The sequence below is a fragment of the Neobacillus sp. YX16 genome (assembly GCF_030123505.1).
Classification (GTDB): domain Bacteria; phylum Bacillota; class Bacilli; order Bacillales; family Cytobacillaceae; genus Neobacillus.
The window spans coordinates 4,154,072-4,171,330 of sequence record NZ_CP126115.1 but is presented as its reverse complement, the minus strand read 5'-3'; the positions used below and the strand labels follow the sequence as shown (position 1 = coordinate 4,171,330).

20 protein-coding genes are annotated in these 17,259 nt (G+C 36.0%); 6 read left to right on the top strand and 14 right to left on the bottom strand.

Translation table 11 applies throughout. The annotated features are described in order from the left end of the window. Window positions 1-7: 7 nt before the first annotated feature. The 4 genes from QNH48_RS20410 to QNH48_RS20395 form a co-directional block, all read right to left on the bottom strand. Window positions 8-322: a hypothetical protein gene (locus QNH48_RS20410; RefSeq protein WP_095249638.1), complete on the bottom strand. Its 315-nt coding sequence runs from the start codon at window positions 320-322 to the stop codon at window positions 8-10. Between the two features lie 153 nt (window positions 323-475). Further along, a complete protein-coding gene (pflA, locus tag QNH48_RS20405; RefSeq protein ID WP_283951779.1) occupies window positions 476-1,228 on the bottom strand; it encodes a pyruvate formate-lyase-activating protein in 753 nt (250 codons plus the stop codon). Window positions 1,229-1,290: 62 nt separating this feature from the next. Further along, on the bottom strand, window positions 1,291-3,516 hold the full coding sequence (pflB, locus tag QNH48_RS20400; RefSeq protein ID WP_283955833.1) for a formate C-acetyltransferase: 2,226 nt from the start codon (window positions 3,514-3,516) through the stop codon (window positions 1,291-1,293). Window positions 3,517-3,841: 325 nt separating this feature from the next. Continuing rightward, the gene (locus QNH48_RS20395; RefSeq protein ID WP_095249641.1) at window positions 3,842-4,294 is read right to left on the bottom strand and encodes a cupredoxin domain-containing protein; all 453 of its coding nucleotides are present in this window, start codon (window positions 4,292-4,294) and stop codon (window positions 3,842-3,844) included. A gap of 188 nt (window positions 4,295-4,482) precedes the next feature. Between QNH48_RS20395 and QNH48_RS20390 the strand changes: the two genes are divergently transcribed. Continuing rightward, a complete protein-coding gene (locus QNH48_RS20390; RefSeq protein ID WP_283951778.1) occupies window positions 4,483-6,561 on the top strand; it encodes a phosphatidylglycerol lysyltransferase domain-containing protein in 2,079 nt (692 codons plus the stop codon). A gap of 156 nt (window positions 6,562-6,717) precedes the next feature. Then, the gene (locus QNH48_RS20385) at window positions 6,718-7,860 is read left to right on the top strand and encodes a D-alanyl-D-alanine carboxypeptidase family protein (protein ID WP_283951777.1); all 1,143 of its coding nucleotides are present in this window, start codon (window positions 6,718-6,720) and stop codon (window positions 7,858-7,860) included. Window positions 7,861-7,889: 29 nt separating this feature from the next. Here the strand turns inward: QNH48_RS20385 and modB are convergent, their stop codons facing one another. The 3 genes from modB to QNH48_RS20370 all read right to left on the bottom strand — a co-directional run bounded on the left by modB (window position 7,890) and on the right by QNH48_RS20370 (window position 9,725). Continuing rightward, the gene (gene modB / locus QNH48_RS20380) at window positions 7,890-8,555 is read right to left on the bottom strand and encodes a molybdate ABC transporter permease subunit (protein WP_095249643.1); all 666 of its coding nucleotides are present in this window, start codon (window positions 8,553-8,555) and stop codon (window positions 7,890-7,892) included. Between the two features lie 4 nt (window positions 8,556-8,559). Continuing rightward, window positions 8,560-9,339 (bottom strand): molybdate ABC transporter substrate-binding protein, encoded by a 780-nt coding sequence (gene modA, locus QNH48_RS20375; protein WP_283951776.1) that lies wholly within the window; start codon window positions 9,337-9,339, stop codon window positions 8,560-8,562. 143 nt (window positions 9,340-9,482) lie between these two features. Next, window positions 9,483-9,725, bottom strand: coding sequence for a YkuS family protein (locus QNH48_RS20370; protein WP_095249645.1), 243 nt, complete (start codon window positions 9,723-9,725; stop codon window positions 9,483-9,485). A 97-nt stretch (window positions 9,726-9,822) separates the two neighbouring features. Here QNH48_RS20370 and QNH48_RS20365 point away from each other — a divergent pair, with 97 nt between their 5' ends. After that, window positions 9,823-9,954: a YuzL family protein gene (locus tag QNH48_RS20365; RefSeq protein WP_133367054.1), complete on the top strand. Its 132-nt coding sequence runs from the start codon at window positions 9,823-9,825 to the stop codon at window positions 9,952-9,954. A 229-nt stretch (window positions 9,955-10,183) separates the two neighbouring features. On the opposite strand, the gene QNH48_RS20360 is transcribed toward QNH48_RS20365, so the two are convergent. Then, on the bottom strand, window positions 10,184-11,809 hold the full coding sequence (locus tag QNH48_RS20360) for an ABC-F family ATP-binding cassette domain-containing protein (RefSeq protein WP_283951775.1): 1,626 nt from the start codon (window positions 11,807-11,809) through the stop codon (window positions 10,184-10,186). 215 nt (window positions 11,810-12,024) lie between these two features. Here QNH48_RS20360 and QNH48_RS20355 point away from each other — a divergent pair, with 215 nt between their 5' ends. Then, on the top strand, window positions 12,025-12,159 hold the full coding sequence (locus tag QNH48_RS20355; RefSeq protein WP_256989117.1) for a hypothetical protein: 135 nt from the start codon (window positions 12,025-12,027) through the stop codon (window positions 12,157-12,159). Window positions 12,160-12,209: 50 nt separating this feature from the next. Here QNH48_RS20355 and QNH48_RS20350 read toward each other — a convergent pair whose 3' ends face one another. Further along, entirely contained in the window at window positions 12,210-12,809 is a 600-nt protein-coding gene (locus QNH48_RS20350; protein ID WP_283951774.1) for an SCO family protein, read from the bottom strand. 93 nt (window positions 12,810-12,902) lie between these two features. Further along, the gene (locus QNH48_RS20345; RefSeq protein ID WP_283951773.1) at window positions 12,903-13,607 is read right to left on the bottom strand and encodes a Crp/Fnr family transcriptional regulator; all 705 of its coding nucleotides are present in this window, start codon (window positions 13,605-13,607) and stop codon (window positions 12,903-12,905) included. Window positions 13,608-14,101: 494 nt separating this feature from the next. Between QNH48_RS20345 and QNH48_RS20340 the strand changes: the two genes are divergently transcribed. Continuing rightward, window positions 14,102-16,030, top strand: coding sequence for an endonuclease MutS2 (locus QNH48_RS20340; RefSeq protein WP_283951772.1), 1,929 nt, complete (start codon window positions 14,102-14,104; stop codon window positions 16,028-16,030). Window positions 16,031-16,044: 14 nt separating this feature from the next. Here QNH48_RS20340 and QNH48_RS20335 read toward each other — a convergent pair whose 3' ends face one another. Continuing rightward, window positions 16,045-16,191 carry a hypothetical protein gene (locus QNH48_RS20335; RefSeq protein ID WP_283951771.1) on the bottom strand — a complete coding sequence of 49 codons (147 nt, stop codon included), beginning with the start codon at window positions 16,189-16,191 and terminating at the stop codon, window positions 16,045-16,047. 100 nt (window positions 16,192-16,291) lie between these two features. Here QNH48_RS20335 and QNH48_RS20330 point away from each other — a divergent pair, with 100 nt between their 5' ends. After that, window positions 16,292-16,477: a cold-inducible protein YdjO-related protein gene (locus QNH48_RS20330; protein ID WP_095249653.1), complete on the top strand. Its 186-nt coding sequence runs from the start codon at window positions 16,292-16,294 to the stop codon at window positions 16,475-16,477. A gap of 42 nt (window positions 16,478-16,519) precedes the next feature. Here the strand turns inward: QNH48_RS20330 and QNH48_RS20325 are convergent, their stop codons facing one another. The 3 genes from QNH48_RS20325 to yhfH all read right to left on the bottom strand — a co-directional run bounded on the left by QNH48_RS20325 (window position 16,520) and on the right by yhfH (window position 17,202). Beyond that, entirely contained in the window at window positions 16,520-16,771 is a 252-nt protein-coding gene (locus QNH48_RS20325; RefSeq protein WP_283955832.1) for a transcriptional regulator SplA domain-containing protein, read from the bottom strand. Between the two features lie 19 nt (window positions 16,772-16,790). After that, a complete protein-coding gene (locus QNH48_RS20320) occupies window positions 16,791-16,961 on the bottom strand; it encodes a hypothetical protein (RefSeq protein WP_283951770.1) in 171 nt (56 codons plus the stop codon). 106 nt (window positions 16,962-17,067) lie between these two features. Then, window positions 17,068-17,202, bottom strand: coding sequence for a protein YhfH (gene yhfH, locus QNH48_RS20315; RefSeq protein ID WP_133367049.1), 135 nt, complete (start codon window positions 17,200-17,202; stop codon window positions 17,068-17,070). Between the last annotated feature and the right edge of the window lie 57 nt (window positions 17,203-17,259).

The following is a 17,259-nucleotide window of genomic DNA, read 5'->3' as shown; positions in this document are numbered from 1 at the left end:
TTTCCTCCTAGGATTGTTTAAGTTGTTTATAAGTGAATAGGGAGGAGGAAATAGGTTCTTCTGTATCATCCTGTGAACTTTCTTTTCTACGAATATATTTAAAAATACGAATTAGAATTAGATTTCTATTTACAGAGCATTTCTTCTTATAAATAAACAATGGGTGATTGATTTTTGTATGAGCTGGTTCACTTATGGACCCCATGAAGCAATATTCCACATTCCATGCCCAAAGTAACTTGATAATGACACCGAAATAAAGACTTAAATAAAGTGCTTCTAATGCATTTGCATCAGTAAAATCAATCAGCATTTGGTACAAAAATAATCACCTCACTTTTATTTGTTAATGTTAAGAGTATAAAGGAGAAACGGCAAAGAAGCAATTGAATCCCGCTGGAAAAAACATTGTAGAAAAATTCTCTTAAAAAAATAAATTCTAAAAAGAATGCTGCCATTCCGACAGCATTCTTTTTTATTGTTCAATTAAGGATTTGTTCCAGTGGGCAGTAATCATTTTATATGCGAGTTCCACTTTCTCTTCTGAAGGTGGTTCAACATGATTTAATGGATATTCCAGTCCCAGTGCTTCCCACTTATAAACACCGAGCTTATGATAGGGAAGAATTTCAATCTTTTGGACATTTTCTAGTGTACCAATAAATTCCCCAAGCTTTTGAAGATCCTCTGGATAATCTGAAACAGTAGGGACGAGAACATGGCGCACCCAAACAGGTACTTTACGGTCAGATAAAAACTTAGCAAATTCAAGAATATGGTCATTTGCCATACCGGTTAATTGGATATGTTTTTTACGGTTAATATGCTTTAAATCAAGTAAAATCAAGTCAGTATAGTTTAATAACTCTTCAAGTTGTTCAATAAACAGTTTAGAGTGTGAGAAACAACCGCCAGAAGAATCAATAGTCGTATGAATCCCTTTCTTTTTACATTCCTTAAACAATTCAGTAAGGAACGGTATTTGTAGAAGTGGTTCACCACCGCTGACCGTGATTCCTCCACCAGAAGATTGGATGAAAGGCAGGTAGGACATGAGATCATCCATGATTTCGGAAATGATCATCTGTTTGCCGCTGCCGATTTCCCATGTATCCGCGTTATGGCAAAACTGGCAGCGTAATAGGCAGCCTTGGGTAAATACAACATAGCGTATACCTGGTCCGTCTACTGTTCCTAATGTTTCAATAGAATGGATATTTCCGTTCATGATGAAGATCCCCCTTTATTTTTAAAGCAGGAGCCCCTTAAAAGGAGCCCCAAAATCTAGTTTTATAGTGATTCGTGGAAAGTACGGTTAATCACGTCAAACTGTTGTTCTTTTGTTAATTTGATGAAGTTAACCGCATAACCAGAAACACGAATAGTTAATTGTGGATATAATTCTGGGTGTTCCATTGCATCCATTAATGTTTCTTTATTAAAGACGTTAACATTTAGATGGTGACCAGATTTGACTGCATATCCGTCTAAGATAGAAACTAAGTTGCGAACCTGACTTTCTTCTTCTTTACCTAATGCTTTAGGAACGATGGAGAAAGTATTTGAAATTCCATCCATTGCTGAGCTGTATGGCAGTTTAGCAACGGAAGATAGAGAAGCAAGTGTACCTTTTGTGTCACGGCCATGCATTGGGTTTGCACCTGGTGCGAATGGTTCACCGGTACGACGGCCATCTGGTGTATTGCCAGTCTTCTTTCCATAAACCACATTTGATGTAATCGTCAAGATTGACATTGTATGAACAGAATTACGGTAGGTTTGGTGCTTTCTCAACTTTTTCATAAATGTTTTTACAATTTCAACCGCAATGCTGTCTACACGGTCATCGTTGTTTCCGTATTTAGGGAAGTCGCCAGTTGTTTCGAAATCGACAGCTAGACCGTTTTCATCGCGAATAACTTTCACTTCAGCGTATTTAATTGCACTTAATGAGTCTGCTACTACGCTCAATCCAGCGATTCCTGTTGCCATGGTACGTAAGATTTGAGAGTCATGTAGAGCCATTTCAATTCTTTCATAGCTGTACTTATCATGCATATAGTGAATAACATTCAAGGTATTGATATATAAACCTGCAAGCCATTCCATCATTTGATCAAACTTTTGCATAACTTCTTCGTAATTCAATACCTCAGAAGTGATTGGTTGATATTGTGGTCCTACTTGAATTTTTAATTTCTCATCTACACCACCGTTAATGGAGTAGAGAAGTGCTTTTGCAAGGTTTGCACGAGCACCGAAGAACTGCATTTGTTTCCCAATCTCCATAGCGGATACACAGCAAGCAATTCCGTAATCATCGCCGTATTCAGGACGCATGATATCGTCATTTTCATATTGGATAGAGCTAGTTTTAATTGACATTTTTGCACAATATTTTTTAAAATTCTCAGGCAGTTGTGGTGACCATAACACTGTTAAGTTAGGTTCTGGAGCTGCTCCTAAGTTATCTAATGTGTGTAGGAAACGGAAAGAGTTCTTTGTTACAAAAGAGCGACCGTCAGATGTCATTCCGCCAATTGACTCAGTTACCCAAGTAGGGTCACCACTGAATAGGTCATTATAATCAGGTGTACGCGCAAATTTAACTAAACGAAGCTTCATAACAAAATGGTCAACGATTTCTTGCGCTTCAACTTCTGTTAAGGTACCATCTTGCAGGTCTCTTTCTAAATATATATCAAGGAATGTAGATACACGACCAAGACTCATTGCAGCACCGTTTTGCTCTTTAATAGCAGCTAAGTAACCAAAGTATAACCATTGGAATGCTTCTTGTGCAGTTGTGGCAGGCTGAGAAATATCAAAGCCGTGACTGCTGGCCATTTCTTTTAATTCTTTTAATGCACGAATTTGTTCTGCAATTTCTTCGCGAAGACGCATATTGTCTTCTGTCATTACCTTACTTGTATTCTTTTGATCCTTTTGTTTTTCCTTGATTAAGAAATCTACTCCGTATAGTGCTACACGACGGTAGTCACCAATAATACGTCCACGGCCGTAAGCATCAGGAAGTCCTGTAATAATCGCAGCTTTACGAGCTAACATCATTTCATCTGTATAAGCATCGAAAACTCCTTGGTTGTGAGTTTTACGGAACTCTGTAAAGAATCTTTCGATGTCTGGATTTAGTTCGTATCCATAAGATTCTAATGCTGCTTTTGCCATCCGAATTCCACCGAAAGGCTGCATAGAACGATTAAAAGGTTTGTCTGTTTGAACACCAACTACTTTTTCAAGTTCTTCATTTAGGTAACCAGGAGTGTGAGAAGTAATAGTAGATACTGTTTCAGTATCCATGTCTAGAACTCCGCCTTTTTCACGTTCTTGCTTTGTTAATTCCATTACTTGATCCCAAAGCTTGATTGTTGCTTCTGTTGCACCTTCTAGGAAGCTGTCGTCACCTTCGTATTGATTATAGTTTTTTATAATGAAATCACGAACGTTAACTTCTTTTGTCCAAGTACCTTTAGTAAAACCTTTCCATTGTTCCATCATTATTTCACCTCGTAAGATTGTTTAAATTAATATAACTGTGTAGCAGTTATTTCTTATCTAAAGTGTAACAGATTTTTTTTGAATGAAGTCACATATATTGTTAACATATTGTGAACCTTATTTTCTCATTGGTTTAACAAGGTTTTCTACTTTTGGTACGAGGAACGTGTAGGAGCGTTAATGAAAATCTGTACTATAATTATTTGTAGAAAAACACAAACTGTTATATAAGAAAAAATCAATAAAACCAACATGTTTATAGTGTAAACTCACTGAAACAGCTGCCAGAAAAAATTAAAAAGCAGGAGAGAAATCTCCTGCTTTAATCGACGATGATGTCAGCAATCATTGGACCATTATGATCTCTGTCTCCATGAACTTCACAAATCAAACGATAAGTACCTTCTTTATCAATTTGAAGAGGTACCATGGTCTCTTCACCTTTTTTGACGGTTCCTTTAATGTCTGTACCTTCAATATAGAAAGGGTGCTCCTCACCGTTAATGCCACTAATGTATAAGTTTACCTTTTCACCAGCTTCAACATTAATTGTTCCTGGATCCCACCGGTATACTTCTATTTCCTTTCCGTCTTTTGTAGTACTGTTATATTCTACTGTGACCATATGAATTTCTCTTACCTCGCCACCTGCTGTTTGATTGAATACAGCAGTGTCCCCAGCCTTTAGCAAAAACCATGCAGAAATGGTTACGAGTAAGAATGCTGTTACCAAAATAAAAACAAGTGTATCTTTCTTTAATACTAAAAATTTCATTATTAACCCCCCATTAATTTGTCCTATTTCATGTTTATGCAGAGAAGGGAGGGAAACTTGTCTCTTTTTTTATATTTTTTTTCTATTGTTCGTACATATACATTAATGAAGTGATAATTTCTTTGATTTTCCAGTTGAAAAGTTTATAGTTTATATAGGTCTGAAAGTACAGGTGGTAAGTTATCGGTATGAAAAAAGGAAAAATATTTACAGTGGTAAAATTTCTCTTTCCCTTACTCTTATTAGTGTTTGCACTACTTGAATTGAAAAAGTTCATTGGGAATTTAGACCTTGGATTACTTCAATCTGAAATTGTACAACTATGGTTTGGTACTTTAATCCTTATCTTTTTTGTAATGTTTGCTGCGGTGTTACCAATGCTTCTCTACGATGTAATGCTATTGAAGATTCTTGGAATAAAGGCTGGAAAAAAAGAAGTACTTGAACAAGCATTAATTGTTAATACCTACTCAAACTTATTTGGTTTTGGCGGCTTAATTGGAGCGATGTTAAGAACCTACTTCTATCATAGATTTGAAAATGATAAGCGAAGGTTAGTAGGCGGAATTGCAGCTGTTTCATTTTTTTATATGGCAGGAATTTCTTTATTTGCTATGTCAGTAGCTTTGAATTTCAGCAATCATCCTATTTTTGTGCAAACAAAATGGCTATTCTTTGGCGTACTGGGTATAGCATTATACTTGCCAATATTTTTGGGAATTCATTTTGTTAAAAATAAAAGGGACAAGCAGTCATTAATCACCTTTGGAGCAGGAGCAAAACTTTTCATTATTTCACTATTAGAGTGGACCGCAGTTTTTTGTGGTATTTGGTTCTTATCTTGGATTATGGAGATACCTGTTACCTTTGAACAGCTTTTTCCTGTTTATGTTGTGGCTGCTTGCGCTGGTATTATTAGTATGATACCAGGTGGTCTTGGCTCGTTTGATATCGTTTTTATTTGGGGAATGCAGGACTTACATGTTCCGGAAGAAAAAGTTCTTGTTATCCTATTATTCTACCGGATTGGATATTACTTGATCCCGTTTTTACTCAGTACGCTTCTTTTTGTAAAACGATATTGGGAGAAATGGAACAAATCATGGAGTAATATTCCAAATACAATCCTCCAAAATATTAGTCATGTTATGGTAACCATTCTCGTTTTTCTCTCAGGCTTAATCCTGCTATTATCCGCAAGTGTTCCAGGCATAATGGATAGACTTAGAATCGCTCAGGAAATTTTGTCTTTTCCAATCATTAATATTTCTCATCAGCTTTCTGTGGCTGCAGGCTTTCTCTTGCTTGGGTTATCCCGCGGGATAGAATACAGCGTGAAAAGAACTTACGATTTGACCATGCTTGTGTTAATTCTTGCTGCCTTGTTTTCTATCTTTAAAGGAATTGATTACGAAGAAGCTATTTTTCTTATTACGGTTGCACTATTACTAAGAGCATCAAAAGGACAATTTTATCGGGAAAGTTATGTCCTAACGTGGGGAAAAACCACAGTTGATATCCTGATTATTACGGTTATCATTTCAATGTATTTGGTAATTGGCTATTCTAATCTGCCATCCGCTAAAATCACCATCCCGTCACAATTTTTGCCATATGTCATTGAAGATTCATCGGATTTATTCAGCAGTGCGATGATCGGCCTGCTCATTGCATTACTCATTCTTTATGCAGGATACGTAATAAGCAAACCTAAAAAGTGGAAATTCGAATGTTCGATTGGTCAAGAAGAAGAGATAATAGAACATTTAAATACCTATTATGGAAAGAGTTTGTCCCATTTACAATTACTCGATGATAAGTATATTTATTGGAACAGTAAGAAGACTGTCTTAATTCCTTTTCAACAATATGCAGATAAACTAGTGATTCTTGGGGATTTAATAGGTGATAATGACGAATTATCAGGTGCGATTGAGGAGTTTCAGGAACAAGCAGACCGTTACGGATATACCCCCGTCTTCTATCAAGTTAGTGATGATATGCTGCCATATCTCCATGGAAACGGCTATACCTTTTTTAAATTAGGTGGGAGAGTATCGAAATATGCATTTGTAAGTGAAAAAATTGCAGCCCAAATTTATCTACATGGAAACGAGCTAAATCAATTTCAAGGATTACGAAAATTTAAAGAAGAATATACAAACAAATGGGAGTCGAAATACTTAGGCTATAGAAGAAAGTCAACATTTTCTTTACCATTAACAATGACCCAAATAACATTATTAATTTCAAAGCGCAGAAGGTAGGACACGGCTTGGCTTTGGCTGAGCCATTTTTTATTGCGATTATTTCAAAGTCGCTTTAATAACCTTTCAGTTGAATGACAATTGGTTAATTGATATTTACTTTCAATGATATTTTGATAAAATCAGATGGTAAATAAAAAATAAGGATGTTGTAAATTGTCAAGGTTTGTATCAATAATAATGCTATTATTTCTTGTTTTATCGAGCCAAACAAATAGCTACGCTGCAGAAAACCAGTCCTTAGATATAAAAAGTGAAGCTGCAGTATTAGTAGATTCAGAAACAGGTGCCATTTTATATAATAAAAATAGTGATGAAAAATTATACCCTGCTAGTTTGACGAAAATTGCAACAGCCATCTACGCTTTGGAAAATGGTAACATTGATGATGTTGTCACAATAAGTCCTAGAGCGGTAAAGGAAGAGGGAACAAGAGTTTTTTTAGTTGAAGGTGAAAGGGTCCCTTTAAAAAAGCTAATTCAAGGAATGCTGATTAACTCAGGGAATGACGCGGCAGTAGCAATCGCTGAACATATAGACGGAAGTGTAGAAGAGTTTGCAGTAAATATAAATAAGTATTTAACGGAGGAAGTCGGGGTAAGCAATACGAATTTTACTAATCCAAATGGATTGTTTAATGAAAATCATTATACAACTGCTAAAGATTTAGCCTTAATAACCAATTATGCAAAAAAGAATCCAGTGTTCACAGAGATTTTCGGAACAAAAGAGCTCCCTTGGAGTGGTGAGTCCTGGAAAACGACACTCTTGACCCACCATCGTCTATTAAAAGGCGAGATTCCTGTTGAAGGAATTACTGGTGGAAAAACTGGTTTTGTAGATGAATCAAAACACACATTAGCAACAACTGCGGAAAATGATAATATAAAGCTGACCGCCATTGTTTTAAAAGGGGATAGAAGCAAGGATACGTATCAGGATACAGAAAAACTGATTGAATATGGTTTAAAGAACTTTCAACATCGCGTTATTAAACAAAACGAGTTATTTAAAATGAAAGAAAAAGAATATTATACTAAAAGTGATATTGTTGTTACAGAGCATATCAATGGATCAAAAGTAAGAGTTACCGAAAAAGGTGTGCTTGAGGTTGTAAACGATGGTGATGTCATTCAATCTATACAACTTGAAGTAAAAGAACCTAAACAAGTAAAAGTAAAAAAGGAAAAGCTGTTAACTAGTGAAGAGAGCAGTGTAAATATTATTTATGGAATAATAGTTATTGCATTTGCGGGACTTTTTCTGGGCGTTAGAAAAAGATTAGTGAAGAGACAATAATGTAATATAGCCATGGAGAGATATACTCTTCATGGCTTTTTTTGAATCATATTCGAAAGCAGCAGCATGAGAAAAGAAATGAGTACCATTGATAGAACGAATGCCCATGCTAAGCCCATATTACCGGATTCCATCGCAACATAAATCGCTGTTGGAGCTGTTTGTGTTTTTCCTGGGATATTCCCAGCAAACATTAACGTTGCTCCAAATTCACCCATAGCTCGTGCAAAACTCATAATCAGCCCGGAGATTATTGCAGGAAGTGTCAAAGGCAGGGATACCAATAAAAATACCTTTCCTCTGCTTCCGCCATCCACTTTTGCTGCATCTTCTATATCTTTATCGACCGATTGAAAGCCTAATTTAACAGATTGGTACATAAGTGGAAATGCAACAGTGGTTGAAGCAATAATCGCAGCCCAGGGTGTAAACATGATGGAATGTTGGAAAAATCCTTCAATTAAGGCACCGATTGGGCTGTTTCTTCCAAAAAAGTATATCAGTAAAAATCCTATCACCGTTGGCGGTAAAACGATCGGCATCATAAGGAAGGTTTCAAGCAGCATCTTACCTTTGAATTTCTTGTTATATAAAAGTCTAGCAAAAAAAATGCCAAAAAAGCTAACAATAATGACGGAAATAAAAGCAACTTCTAGAGAGAATCTAAGGGGCTGCCAAAATTCATATGCAAACATGATATCAATCCAATACTATAAAACCAAATTTTTTAAAACTTGTTTTTGCGGTTTTACTTTGTAAATAGTCAAGAAATATTTCAGCTCCTTTTTTATGGGATGTAGTTTTTATTATGCCTGCAGGATAAATAATCGAATCGTGAGTCTGATCACCTGCAGTTGCCACAACATGTACTTTATCAGATACTTTTACATCTGTCATATAAACAATGCCTGCGTCAACATTACCTGTTTCTACATATGTAAGAACTTGGCGGACATCCTTTGTTTGAATGACAATAGGTTGAATTTGTTCCCAAATACCAGTATTTTGTAGTGTTTGTTTAGCATATTTACCGGCTGGAACAGACTCTGGTATACCGATTGCGATTTTTTTAACCTGACTATCCGTCAAATCAGAAAATCCATTTAGTTGTAAAGAATTTTCTTTGTTAGTGATTAACACAAGCTGGTTACCTAATAAATCAATCTGCTTTTGTGCATCGATTAAACCTTCTTGTATTAATTCGGTAAATTGGTCAGGTGATGCAGATAGGAAGAGATCAACAGGTGCTCCTTGGAGAATTTGTTGTTTCAAGGCTCCAGAGCTCCCTATATTGTACAAAATTTTTATGTTTTTATTTTCTTTTTCGAAATTCTCTTTTATTTCTATTAGTGATTCATTGAGACTAGCAGCAGCGGAAATGGTCAATTCTACTGGTTTAGTTTGGGGTGATTCCTTTGATGAACATGCCGATAGGCAAAGTATGACAAAGGCAAGGCCTACAAGTAATATCTTCTTCATGTATTACGTCCTCTCAAAATCTATCAAAGTGTCTTCTATCATTATAACGAAAGAATTTTCTTGATTAAAGTAGGGAGGTATAAAAAAAACTGCCTTGGTTGGCAGTTTAAGTAACGAATCACTTATTGAGTTGTTTTACCGACTTACTGGAGTCTGCTTTCTACCTGCTGACACACTTCATCTGCGGTCATTCCATTTGCTTCAATGACTGAGCCTTTTGTAAAGGTATCCTGCATACCCATTACATTAGAATCTAAACCTGTAACAACACAGCAATCGCAATTCTGTGCATCAGATTCCTGTCTTAATTGAACCACATCATGTCCTTTTTCCCTTAAAGCTTGTTGAATATCTGATAGGGATTCTTCTACACCAATTTTCGCCATACAAAACACCTCCTCAATCAATATCATGCCAAAGTTCTCCATAATTATTCTGTATAAGTCACGATAATCTTCAAAAACTAAAAGAGGAGGTGTAACCATGGGAAAGCGAAAAAAAGATCCATCCACCATTGGCCTGGCTTCACCGCAAGTTGAAGGCCAAGGAACAACAACAACAGAAACAGGAACAAGAGAAGCTTCATCATCACGCAGAAAACAAAAGAAAGACTAATAAAGAAAAGGCTATGTAAAAGCAAAGAATAAATTTTGGCACCTGTTGATTTGCGCGGAAGGCACGAGACTCCTGCGGGAGGACGGGGCAGGGGGAGACCCCGCAGGCGCTTAAGCGCTGAGGAGGCTTCCCGGACCGCCCGCGGAAAGCGAAGTGCATGGAGTGCAAATCAACAGACATATGTAACACAGCAAAACAAAGCGGGTACTCGAAGTACCCGCTTTACTTATTAATTATTGTTATACATCTCTGCCACTTGTTTTTGAACATCACTATTTTCAAGATACTCATCATAAGTCATTTGCTTATCAACTAATCCATTCGGAGTTAATTCGAAAATCCGGTTAGCAATCGTTTGGATAAACTGGTGGTCATGTGAAGAAAAGAGAAGAGACCCTTTAAAGTTTATCAAACCATTGTTTAATGCGGTAATAGATTCCAAATCAAGATGGTTTGTAGGCTCATCAAGAAGTAAAACGTTTGCTCCATTTAACATCATCTTAGAGAGCATACAACGAACTTTTTCTCCTCCAGAAAGGACGCTTGCTTTCTTAAGCACTTCTTCTCCGGAAAATAGCATTCTTCCTAAGAATCCTCTTAAGAAGCTTTCGCTTTCATCTTTAGGCGAGAACTGACGAAGCCAATCAACTAAATTCAATTCGCTGTTTTCAAAAAACTCGGAGTTATCCTTAGGGAAATAGGCTTGTGAAGTGGTAATACCCCATTTAAAGGTTCCACTGTCAGCTTCCATTTCACCCATTAATATTTTGAAAAGAGTTGTTTTCGCAACTTCATTCGGTCCAACAAGAGCAATTTTATCACCTTTGTTCATAAAAAAGCTTACATTATTAAGGACTTTTACGCCGTCAATTGTTTTTGTTAAGCCTTCAACCATTAATAAATCATTACCAATTTCTCGTTCTGGTGTAAATCCTACAAACGGATAGCGGCGAGAGGATGGTCGAATGTCGTCTAGAGTAATTTTATCTAATAACTTCTTACGAGAAGTAGCCTGCTTTGACTTAGAAGCATTCGCACTAAATCGAGCAATAAAAGCCTGTAGCTCTTTGATTTTTTCTTCCTTCTTTTTGTTGGCATCAGAAGTCAGTCTTGTAGCTAATTGACTAGACTCATACCAGAAATCATAGTTACCTACATAAACTTGAATTTTACCGAAGTCTAAATCAGCGATATGAGTACAAACTTTATTTAAAAAATGACGGTCATGGGATACGACAATGACTGTATTTTCAAAGTTTATCAAGAACTCTTCTAACCATTGAATGGCTTTAATATCCAGGTGGTTCGTCGGCTCATCCAGCAGCAGTACATCAGGTCTGCCAAAAAGTGCCTGCGCTAAAAGAACCTTAACCTTTTCAGAACCTGTTACTTCAGCCATTTTTTTATAATGTAAGTCTTCACCGATACCAAGTCCTTTTAAAAGAATCGCTGCTTCTGGCTCCGCTTCCCAGCCGTTTAGTTCAGCAAACTCACCTTCAAGCTCAGCAGCTTTCATTCCATCTTCATCTGTGAAGTTTTCCTTCATATAGATAGCATCTTTTTCTTGCATTACTTGATAAAGTCTTGCGTGACCCATAATTACAGTCTTTAAGACTTCCTGTTCCTCGTATTCAAAGTGGTTCTGTTTTAATACAGCCATCCGTTCGTTTGGACCAAGTTGAACTGTTCCGGTTTGAGATTCAATTTCTCCGGATAGGATCTTTAGGAATGTTGATTTCCCAGCGCCATTTGCACCAATTAGACCATAGCAATTTCCAGGCGTAAATTTAATATTTACATCTTCAAACAACTTACGGTCACCATATCTTAAACTTACGTTACTAACAGTTATCATTTATCATTATCCTCCAACAGCAAAATATCTACTAATTATACCATTAAATTGGATGAAGAGCGAATTCTTTGTTGAATGAGAGAATTTATTAGAAGATAATAAAATAAATTGCAGAAAATTTTTCTAATTTTTTTTCGTCGTTTTCACACTTTATTCATATTTTTGTTGTAGAATTATTGTAAAGAAGTACTGAAGGAATAAAGTAGGTGAGAAGTATGTCGAAAAAGCAACTTACTGAACTCGTTAACAAGTTAAAACAGGCCGGAATAAAAGCAAGTTTAACCAAACCAAAGTCCAACTACCTATTATCTCTGCAGCAAATAAAAAAGTTTCCTTCATCCGTGAATTAAATAGGTATTAAAAAGCGATTAATCCAGAGGACTAACCGCTTTTTTTATGCTTATTCAATTTCACTCATGATTTCTTCATAGACTTGTTGTTTATCAAACTCTTCTCCCATCGGGAATTTAGAAATGAATTTATTATTTTCATCGATTAAATAGGTAAACGATGTATGAACAAATTGGCCGTTACCAGGATCTTTATATTGAAACTGGAGTGATTCTGCAACTTCCCTAATCATTTTTTGGTCAGCTTTGATATTTTCTTGATCGCCAGTGAGGAAAATCCAATTATCGGAATTTGGAATTTCAAAGGCCTTCATGTATTTTTGTATCACTTCAGGTGTGTCCCGGTAAGGGTCGATGGTAATGGTAAGAAACTCAATTTCATTACCGAAGACGTTGCTTTTTTCTAAATCACCCTGTAATTGCACCATCTTTTGTGTAGTGGTCGGGCAAATATCTGGACAATTAGTATAAATAAATTCGACAAGTTTAAGTTTATTATCATCACCAAAACTATAAGATTCACCATTCTGATTAATTAAGCTAATATTTGCAGGTATTTTGGAGCTTGCATCCCGAATGAGAAAATAAGAGATTCCAGCTGTAATCAATAGAAACACTGCCAAACTACATATTAGATAGATTTTTTTCATGTTTTCCCCTCCTAACATAAAGGATAAAGAAGTTTTTTGCAAAAAGATGTGGATATTTCGTGAACAAAATTGAGCGGTACATGCAAACACCATTTAGTCAATCGTACAATGGGAAACTGGACAGTTTCCGCAATCATTTTCGACCTTAAGATAACCAATATTATGAATGATGATTTTTTTATGGTCGATCGAAATAATTTTCCTTTTTTTTAAGTCAGTTAGCATTCGACTGACTATTTCTCTAGCTGTTCCACAAAAATGAGCTAAATCCTGTGTGGTAATGGGGACAGTGATATGGATTCCGTCCTCTTTATGTAAGCCATAGCTATTTGATAACCGAATTAATGTGGAATAAAGTGCTCCTTTTTTACCGTATAGTACTAAATCTCGAAATTTAGTCATGGTTCTTCTAATATGATCATTCATCCATTTAATAAACTGATAGCCAAGATTACTGTTTTGAAATAATGCTTTCTCTAAAATATCTAATTGAATACCTGCCACATGTCCATCTTCAATTACCTTTGCATTGAAAATATATCTTGGATCCTCGGTAAATAGAGTCAGCTCGCCAACAATGTCATGCCGAGAGCATAAGCGCAAATATAATTCTTCACCTTCTGCGTTCATTTTCGAAATTTGGATTCTTCCAGAAAGGATAAGGAACATTTCTGAGGCAGGGTGACCTTCTTGAAAAAGAAACGCTCCTTTTTTTATTTCAATCATTCTTCCTGCGGAATGTAAGAGTTCTATTAATTCATTGGTTAGAAGATTTTCGGTTTGTGTGTCAGTAGTCATATATCCCACCTGTAATTATTTGACCTACTTTAATAATAAGTGCTAAACAAGTAAAGAAATAGTCGAAATAAAGTCAAACGTGTTAAACATTTATGACTTTTTGCATATACTAAAAGATGTGGATAACTTTGACAAATGATTCTGATTATTGTATTCTTTAAAAGAATCAATATTTTGTTAATAAGGGAGTATGTTGTATGTTAGGTGTCGTTCTTAACTAATCCAATCAATTGGATATTTTCATTCCATTTTCGCCTTGTTCAATTTTATGAATGAATATAGGCCTATTTGAGTGCGTTTTGGAATGAAGTTAAGAACAATGGGCATACCAAGCATACAGTTTTTCTCCATGCTGCTGTGTACATTTTGAGTAGACAGTTTTTTTTATGGATAAAATTTGTATACAAAACGAGGAAATACTCGTTTTATTTAGCGTAGCCGCAATGACATTGTTCATTGCGGCTATTTTTATTTTATTCTGGAGGGAAAAACCATTGAATAAACATGCGTTTAAAGTATTGGAAGTACAAGAAATCAAAGAAAGAATAGCAGAATTTGCATTGACGAATGAAGGAAAAGAAAAAATCTATAATCTTATGCCATCCACACATCTGAAACAAATTGAAGCATGGCTGGATGAAGTTTCTGAAGGAGTCGAAATTCTCAAGAAGAGCTCGAGTGTCCCTGTTCATGGTCTGGGAGGTATGGAACAAATTTTATCTAAATTAAACAAAGGTATTGCACTGCGTCCTGACCAATTATCCAAGCTTTATGATTTCTTAGATTGTTGTGGAAAAATGCGCAGGTTCATGAAGGATAAGGAATACTATGCACCAAGAGTAACCTCATATGTGGAAGTGATTGAGGAATTGCCAGAACTTGCTGGTGAAATTATACGCTGTATTCGAAATGGAAGGGTAGATGATTATGCAACAAAAGAGTTATTAAAAATTAGAAAACAGATTGCCATTCATGAAGAGCGTCTTAAAGAAAAAACGATGCAGTTGATTCGATCCAACAAATATAAAACGTATCTACAAGAGAATGTTGTCAGTCAAAGAGATGGAAGATATGTTATTCCTATTAAGAAGGAATACCGAAATAAAATTAAAGGGGCAGTTTTAGATACCTCTGCTTCAGGGTCAACATTATTTATTGAGCCAGAGGAAATCGCTTTATTTCAAGAACAATTAACGTGGCTGCTAGCGGATGAGGATGTTGAAGTCCAAAAGGTCTTGTCCTATTTAACAGGATTAGTAGAAGAGAAAGAACAGCAAATTCTATTAGCCATCGAAACGATGGTCCATTATGACTTTTTGTTTGCGAAGGCGAAATATAGTCGGTCTATTAATGGTGTTAAGGTTAGGGTGAATGATGAGCAGGAGATAAAGTTAATTCAGGCAAAGCACCCTCTCCTTGGTGATAAAGCCGTTCCGTTATCTTTAGTAATGAAGGATGGCCAAAGTGCACTAGTGATTACTGGTCCAAATACAGGTGGAAAAACAGTAAGTATTAAAACGGTTGGTTTGTTGACACTTATGGTACAGTGCGGTCTCCATATCCCGGCATCTGAAGAAAGTAATCTAGGTATCTTTCAGCGTATCCTAGTGGATATTGGTGATGGTCAGAGTATTACTGAAAATTTAAGTACGTTTAGCTCGCGGATAGTAAATATTATTGAAATCCTTAAGGAAACAAATGACCAGACTTTAGTTCTTCTCGATGAGCTTGGATCCGGAACAGATCCTGGGGAAGGAATGGGGCTTGCAACTGCGATTTTAGAGCAGCTGTTTAATAAAGGAGCAGTGCTTTTAGCTACGACCCACTATAGTGAAATAAAAGAGTTTGCTGAAGAACATCCAGGATTTATTAATGGGTCGATGGAATTTGATATTGAGACTCTTAGTCCGACGTACCGTCTTAATATAGGAAGAGGAGGGGAAAGTCAGGCATTTGCAATTGCTTTAAAACTAGGAATTCATCCGAAAATAATTGAGAGAGCACATCAAGTAACATATAAAGAAATGAAAAATTATGCCAATAAGGAAACAGATATCTGGAAACAGAAGGAATTAGAAAAACAAGTAATTGTAAATAAATACAAAAATAGAAAAAAAAGCGTTATACCGGCGGAGAAGATTCCTGAATTCATTCAAGGGGACAATGTAAAAATCTCACCAACTAATGAGCTCGGGATTGTTTATAGCGGCCCTGATCAACAAGGGAATTATGTGGTCCAGGTCAAAGGAGAAAAAATATCTGTCAACCATAAAAGAATAAAGCTTTATATCGCGGCTAAAGAACTTTATCCGGATGATTATGATTTTGATATTATCTTTCAAACAAAAGAGAATAGGAAGAAAGGAAAAATACTTTCAAAAAGGCATGATGATGAAATAATCATTGATTATAATGATATATAATGAAAACAGCCTTCCTACTCGGAAGGCTGCCTATTATTTAATTGTTTCTTGGCGAGCACCTGTTTCACTTGGTTATAACTTAAGCCTGATTGACTGTTTAATCTCTTTACTTCTTCGATATCTGTTCCGACCACAGTTACTTTTTTTTCATTAATTTTCATTTAAATTATTCCTTCCTTATTTTGTTTATGGTAAAGATTGTTTTATGAGCAATGAAAAGGACATTTTTGGTACATACTATAAAAAAAGGAGGCGGTTCCCATTTTTTATGGTAAAAGGGCTAAGGATGAAGAAATTGAAGTAATTATGCTTGAAACCGAAATTTATTCTTGCATGGACAATGCCTGTATTGGCTGGATGCGAAAGGAGTTTGTCACAGACGATTTGCTTTGTCCAATGTGTGGAAATGAAATGTCTACAGAAATAAGAGAGCTTCCGAAAATATAATGAAGAAAGTATTCAAAAAGACTGTCAATAAATGACAGTCTTTTATTTTTCGCCAAAATCAAAGAAATGACCCTCGTATGCTCTTTGAGCAGATTCAGAAGTAGGGAAAAGAGCGTCATCGTCTTCGATCACATGAAAGGTTTCGTTTAGGAACAAGGCAAGTGCATTTGGATCCTTCGGATGAGTGACAATTTCAGCAGCTCGTATATTAGCAACAGTTGGTACATGTGGATTACGATAGATTACAAACACTTCGTCTCCTGGCTTAGCACTCGCAATATCAACTATATCCATATCCATTTACCTTCCTCTTTTACAGATTTTCATTTTGTTGACGAATTTCATCACCAGCCAACATGATCGTTGCATCCTCAATATCCTTATGTTCGTCTACAGAATCACCTGGAACATATTTTTGAGAAGGATATATTCCCCCTTGAATGGATGTTTGCTTTTTTTTAGATGAAGAAGTTTCATTTGCCACACAAACACCTCCTTTACTAAGTTTTTGCTATCTGAAATGTGTTTATTCCTTCCTTATTTTAGAATACAAAAAACTCCCCATCTCTGGGGAGCATGCGCATTATATTCTATTCGTTTTTATTAGCTAAACAGCGATCACATTCCATTAAGTAGCTTTCTGCTTGTTCTTCCATATGCTGCCCACATTCTGGACATTCCTTCTTTGGCAAAGTGCGGAAAAATTCAACTGGACTAATTAACATTTTAATACCCCCTCTTTTTTAATACAGTTTATTAACCTTTTATTTGTTGTAGTACAG

Bases quoted from the DNA above. Each gene is read 5' to 3' on its own strand.
- pflA (WP_283951779.1), bottom strand. From the start codon at position 1,228: ATGAACGGAAATATCCATTCTATTGAAACATTAGGAACAGTAGACGGA.
- pflB (WP_283955833.1), bottom strand. From the start codon at position 3,516: ATGGAACAATGGAAAGGTTTTACTAAAGGTACTTGGACAAAAGAAGTT.
- QNH48_RS20395 (WP_095249641.1), bottom strand. From the start codon at position 4,294: ATGAAATTTTTAGTATTAAAGAAAGATACACTTGTTTTTATTTTGGTA.
- QNH48_RS20390 (WP_283951778.1), top strand. From the start codon at position 4,483: ATGAAAAAAGGAAAAATATTTACAGTGGTAAAATTTCTCTTTCCCTTA.
- modB (WP_095249643.1), bottom strand. From the start codon at position 8,555: ATGTTTGCATATGAATTTTGGCAGCCCCTTAGATTCTCTCTAGAAGTT.
- modA (WP_283951776.1), bottom strand. From the start codon at position 9,339: ATGAAGAAGATATTACTTGTAGGCCTTGCCTTTGTCATACTTTGCCTA.
- QNH48_RS20370 (WP_095249645.1), bottom strand. From the start codon at position 9,725: ATGGCGAAAATTGGTGTAGAAGAATCCCTATCAGATATTCAACAAGCT.
- QNH48_RS20365 (WP_133367054.1), top strand. From the start codon at position 9,823: ATGGGAAAGCGAAAAAAAGATCCATCCACCATTGGCCTGGCTTCACCG.
- QNH48_RS20360 (WP_283951775.1), bottom strand. From the start codon at position 11,809: ATGATAACTGTTAGTAACGTAAGTTTAAGATATGGTGACCGTAAGTTG.
- QNH48_RS20355 (WP_256989117.1), top strand. From the start codon at position 12,025: ATGTCGAAAAAGCAACTTACTGAACTCGTTAACAAGTTAAAACAGGCC.
- QNH48_RS20350 (WP_283951774.1), bottom strand. From the start codon at position 12,809: ATGAAAAAAATCTATCTAATATGTAGTTTGGCAGTGTTTCTATTGATT.
- QNH48_RS20345 (WP_283951773.1), bottom strand. From the start codon at position 13,607: ATGACTACTGACACACAAACCGAAAATCTTCTAACCAATGAATTAATA.
- QNH48_RS20335 (WP_283951771.1), bottom strand. From the start codon at position 16,191: ATGAAAATTAATGAAAAAAAAGTAACTGTGGTCGGAACAGATATCGAA.
- QNH48_RS20325 (WP_283955832.1), bottom strand. From the start codon at position 16,771: ATGGATATAGTTGATATTGCGAGTGCTAAGCCAGGAGACGAAGTGTTT.
- yhfH (WP_133367049.1), bottom strand. From the start codon at position 17,202: ATGTTAATTAGTCCAGTTGAATTTTTCCGCACTTTGCCAAAGAAGGAA.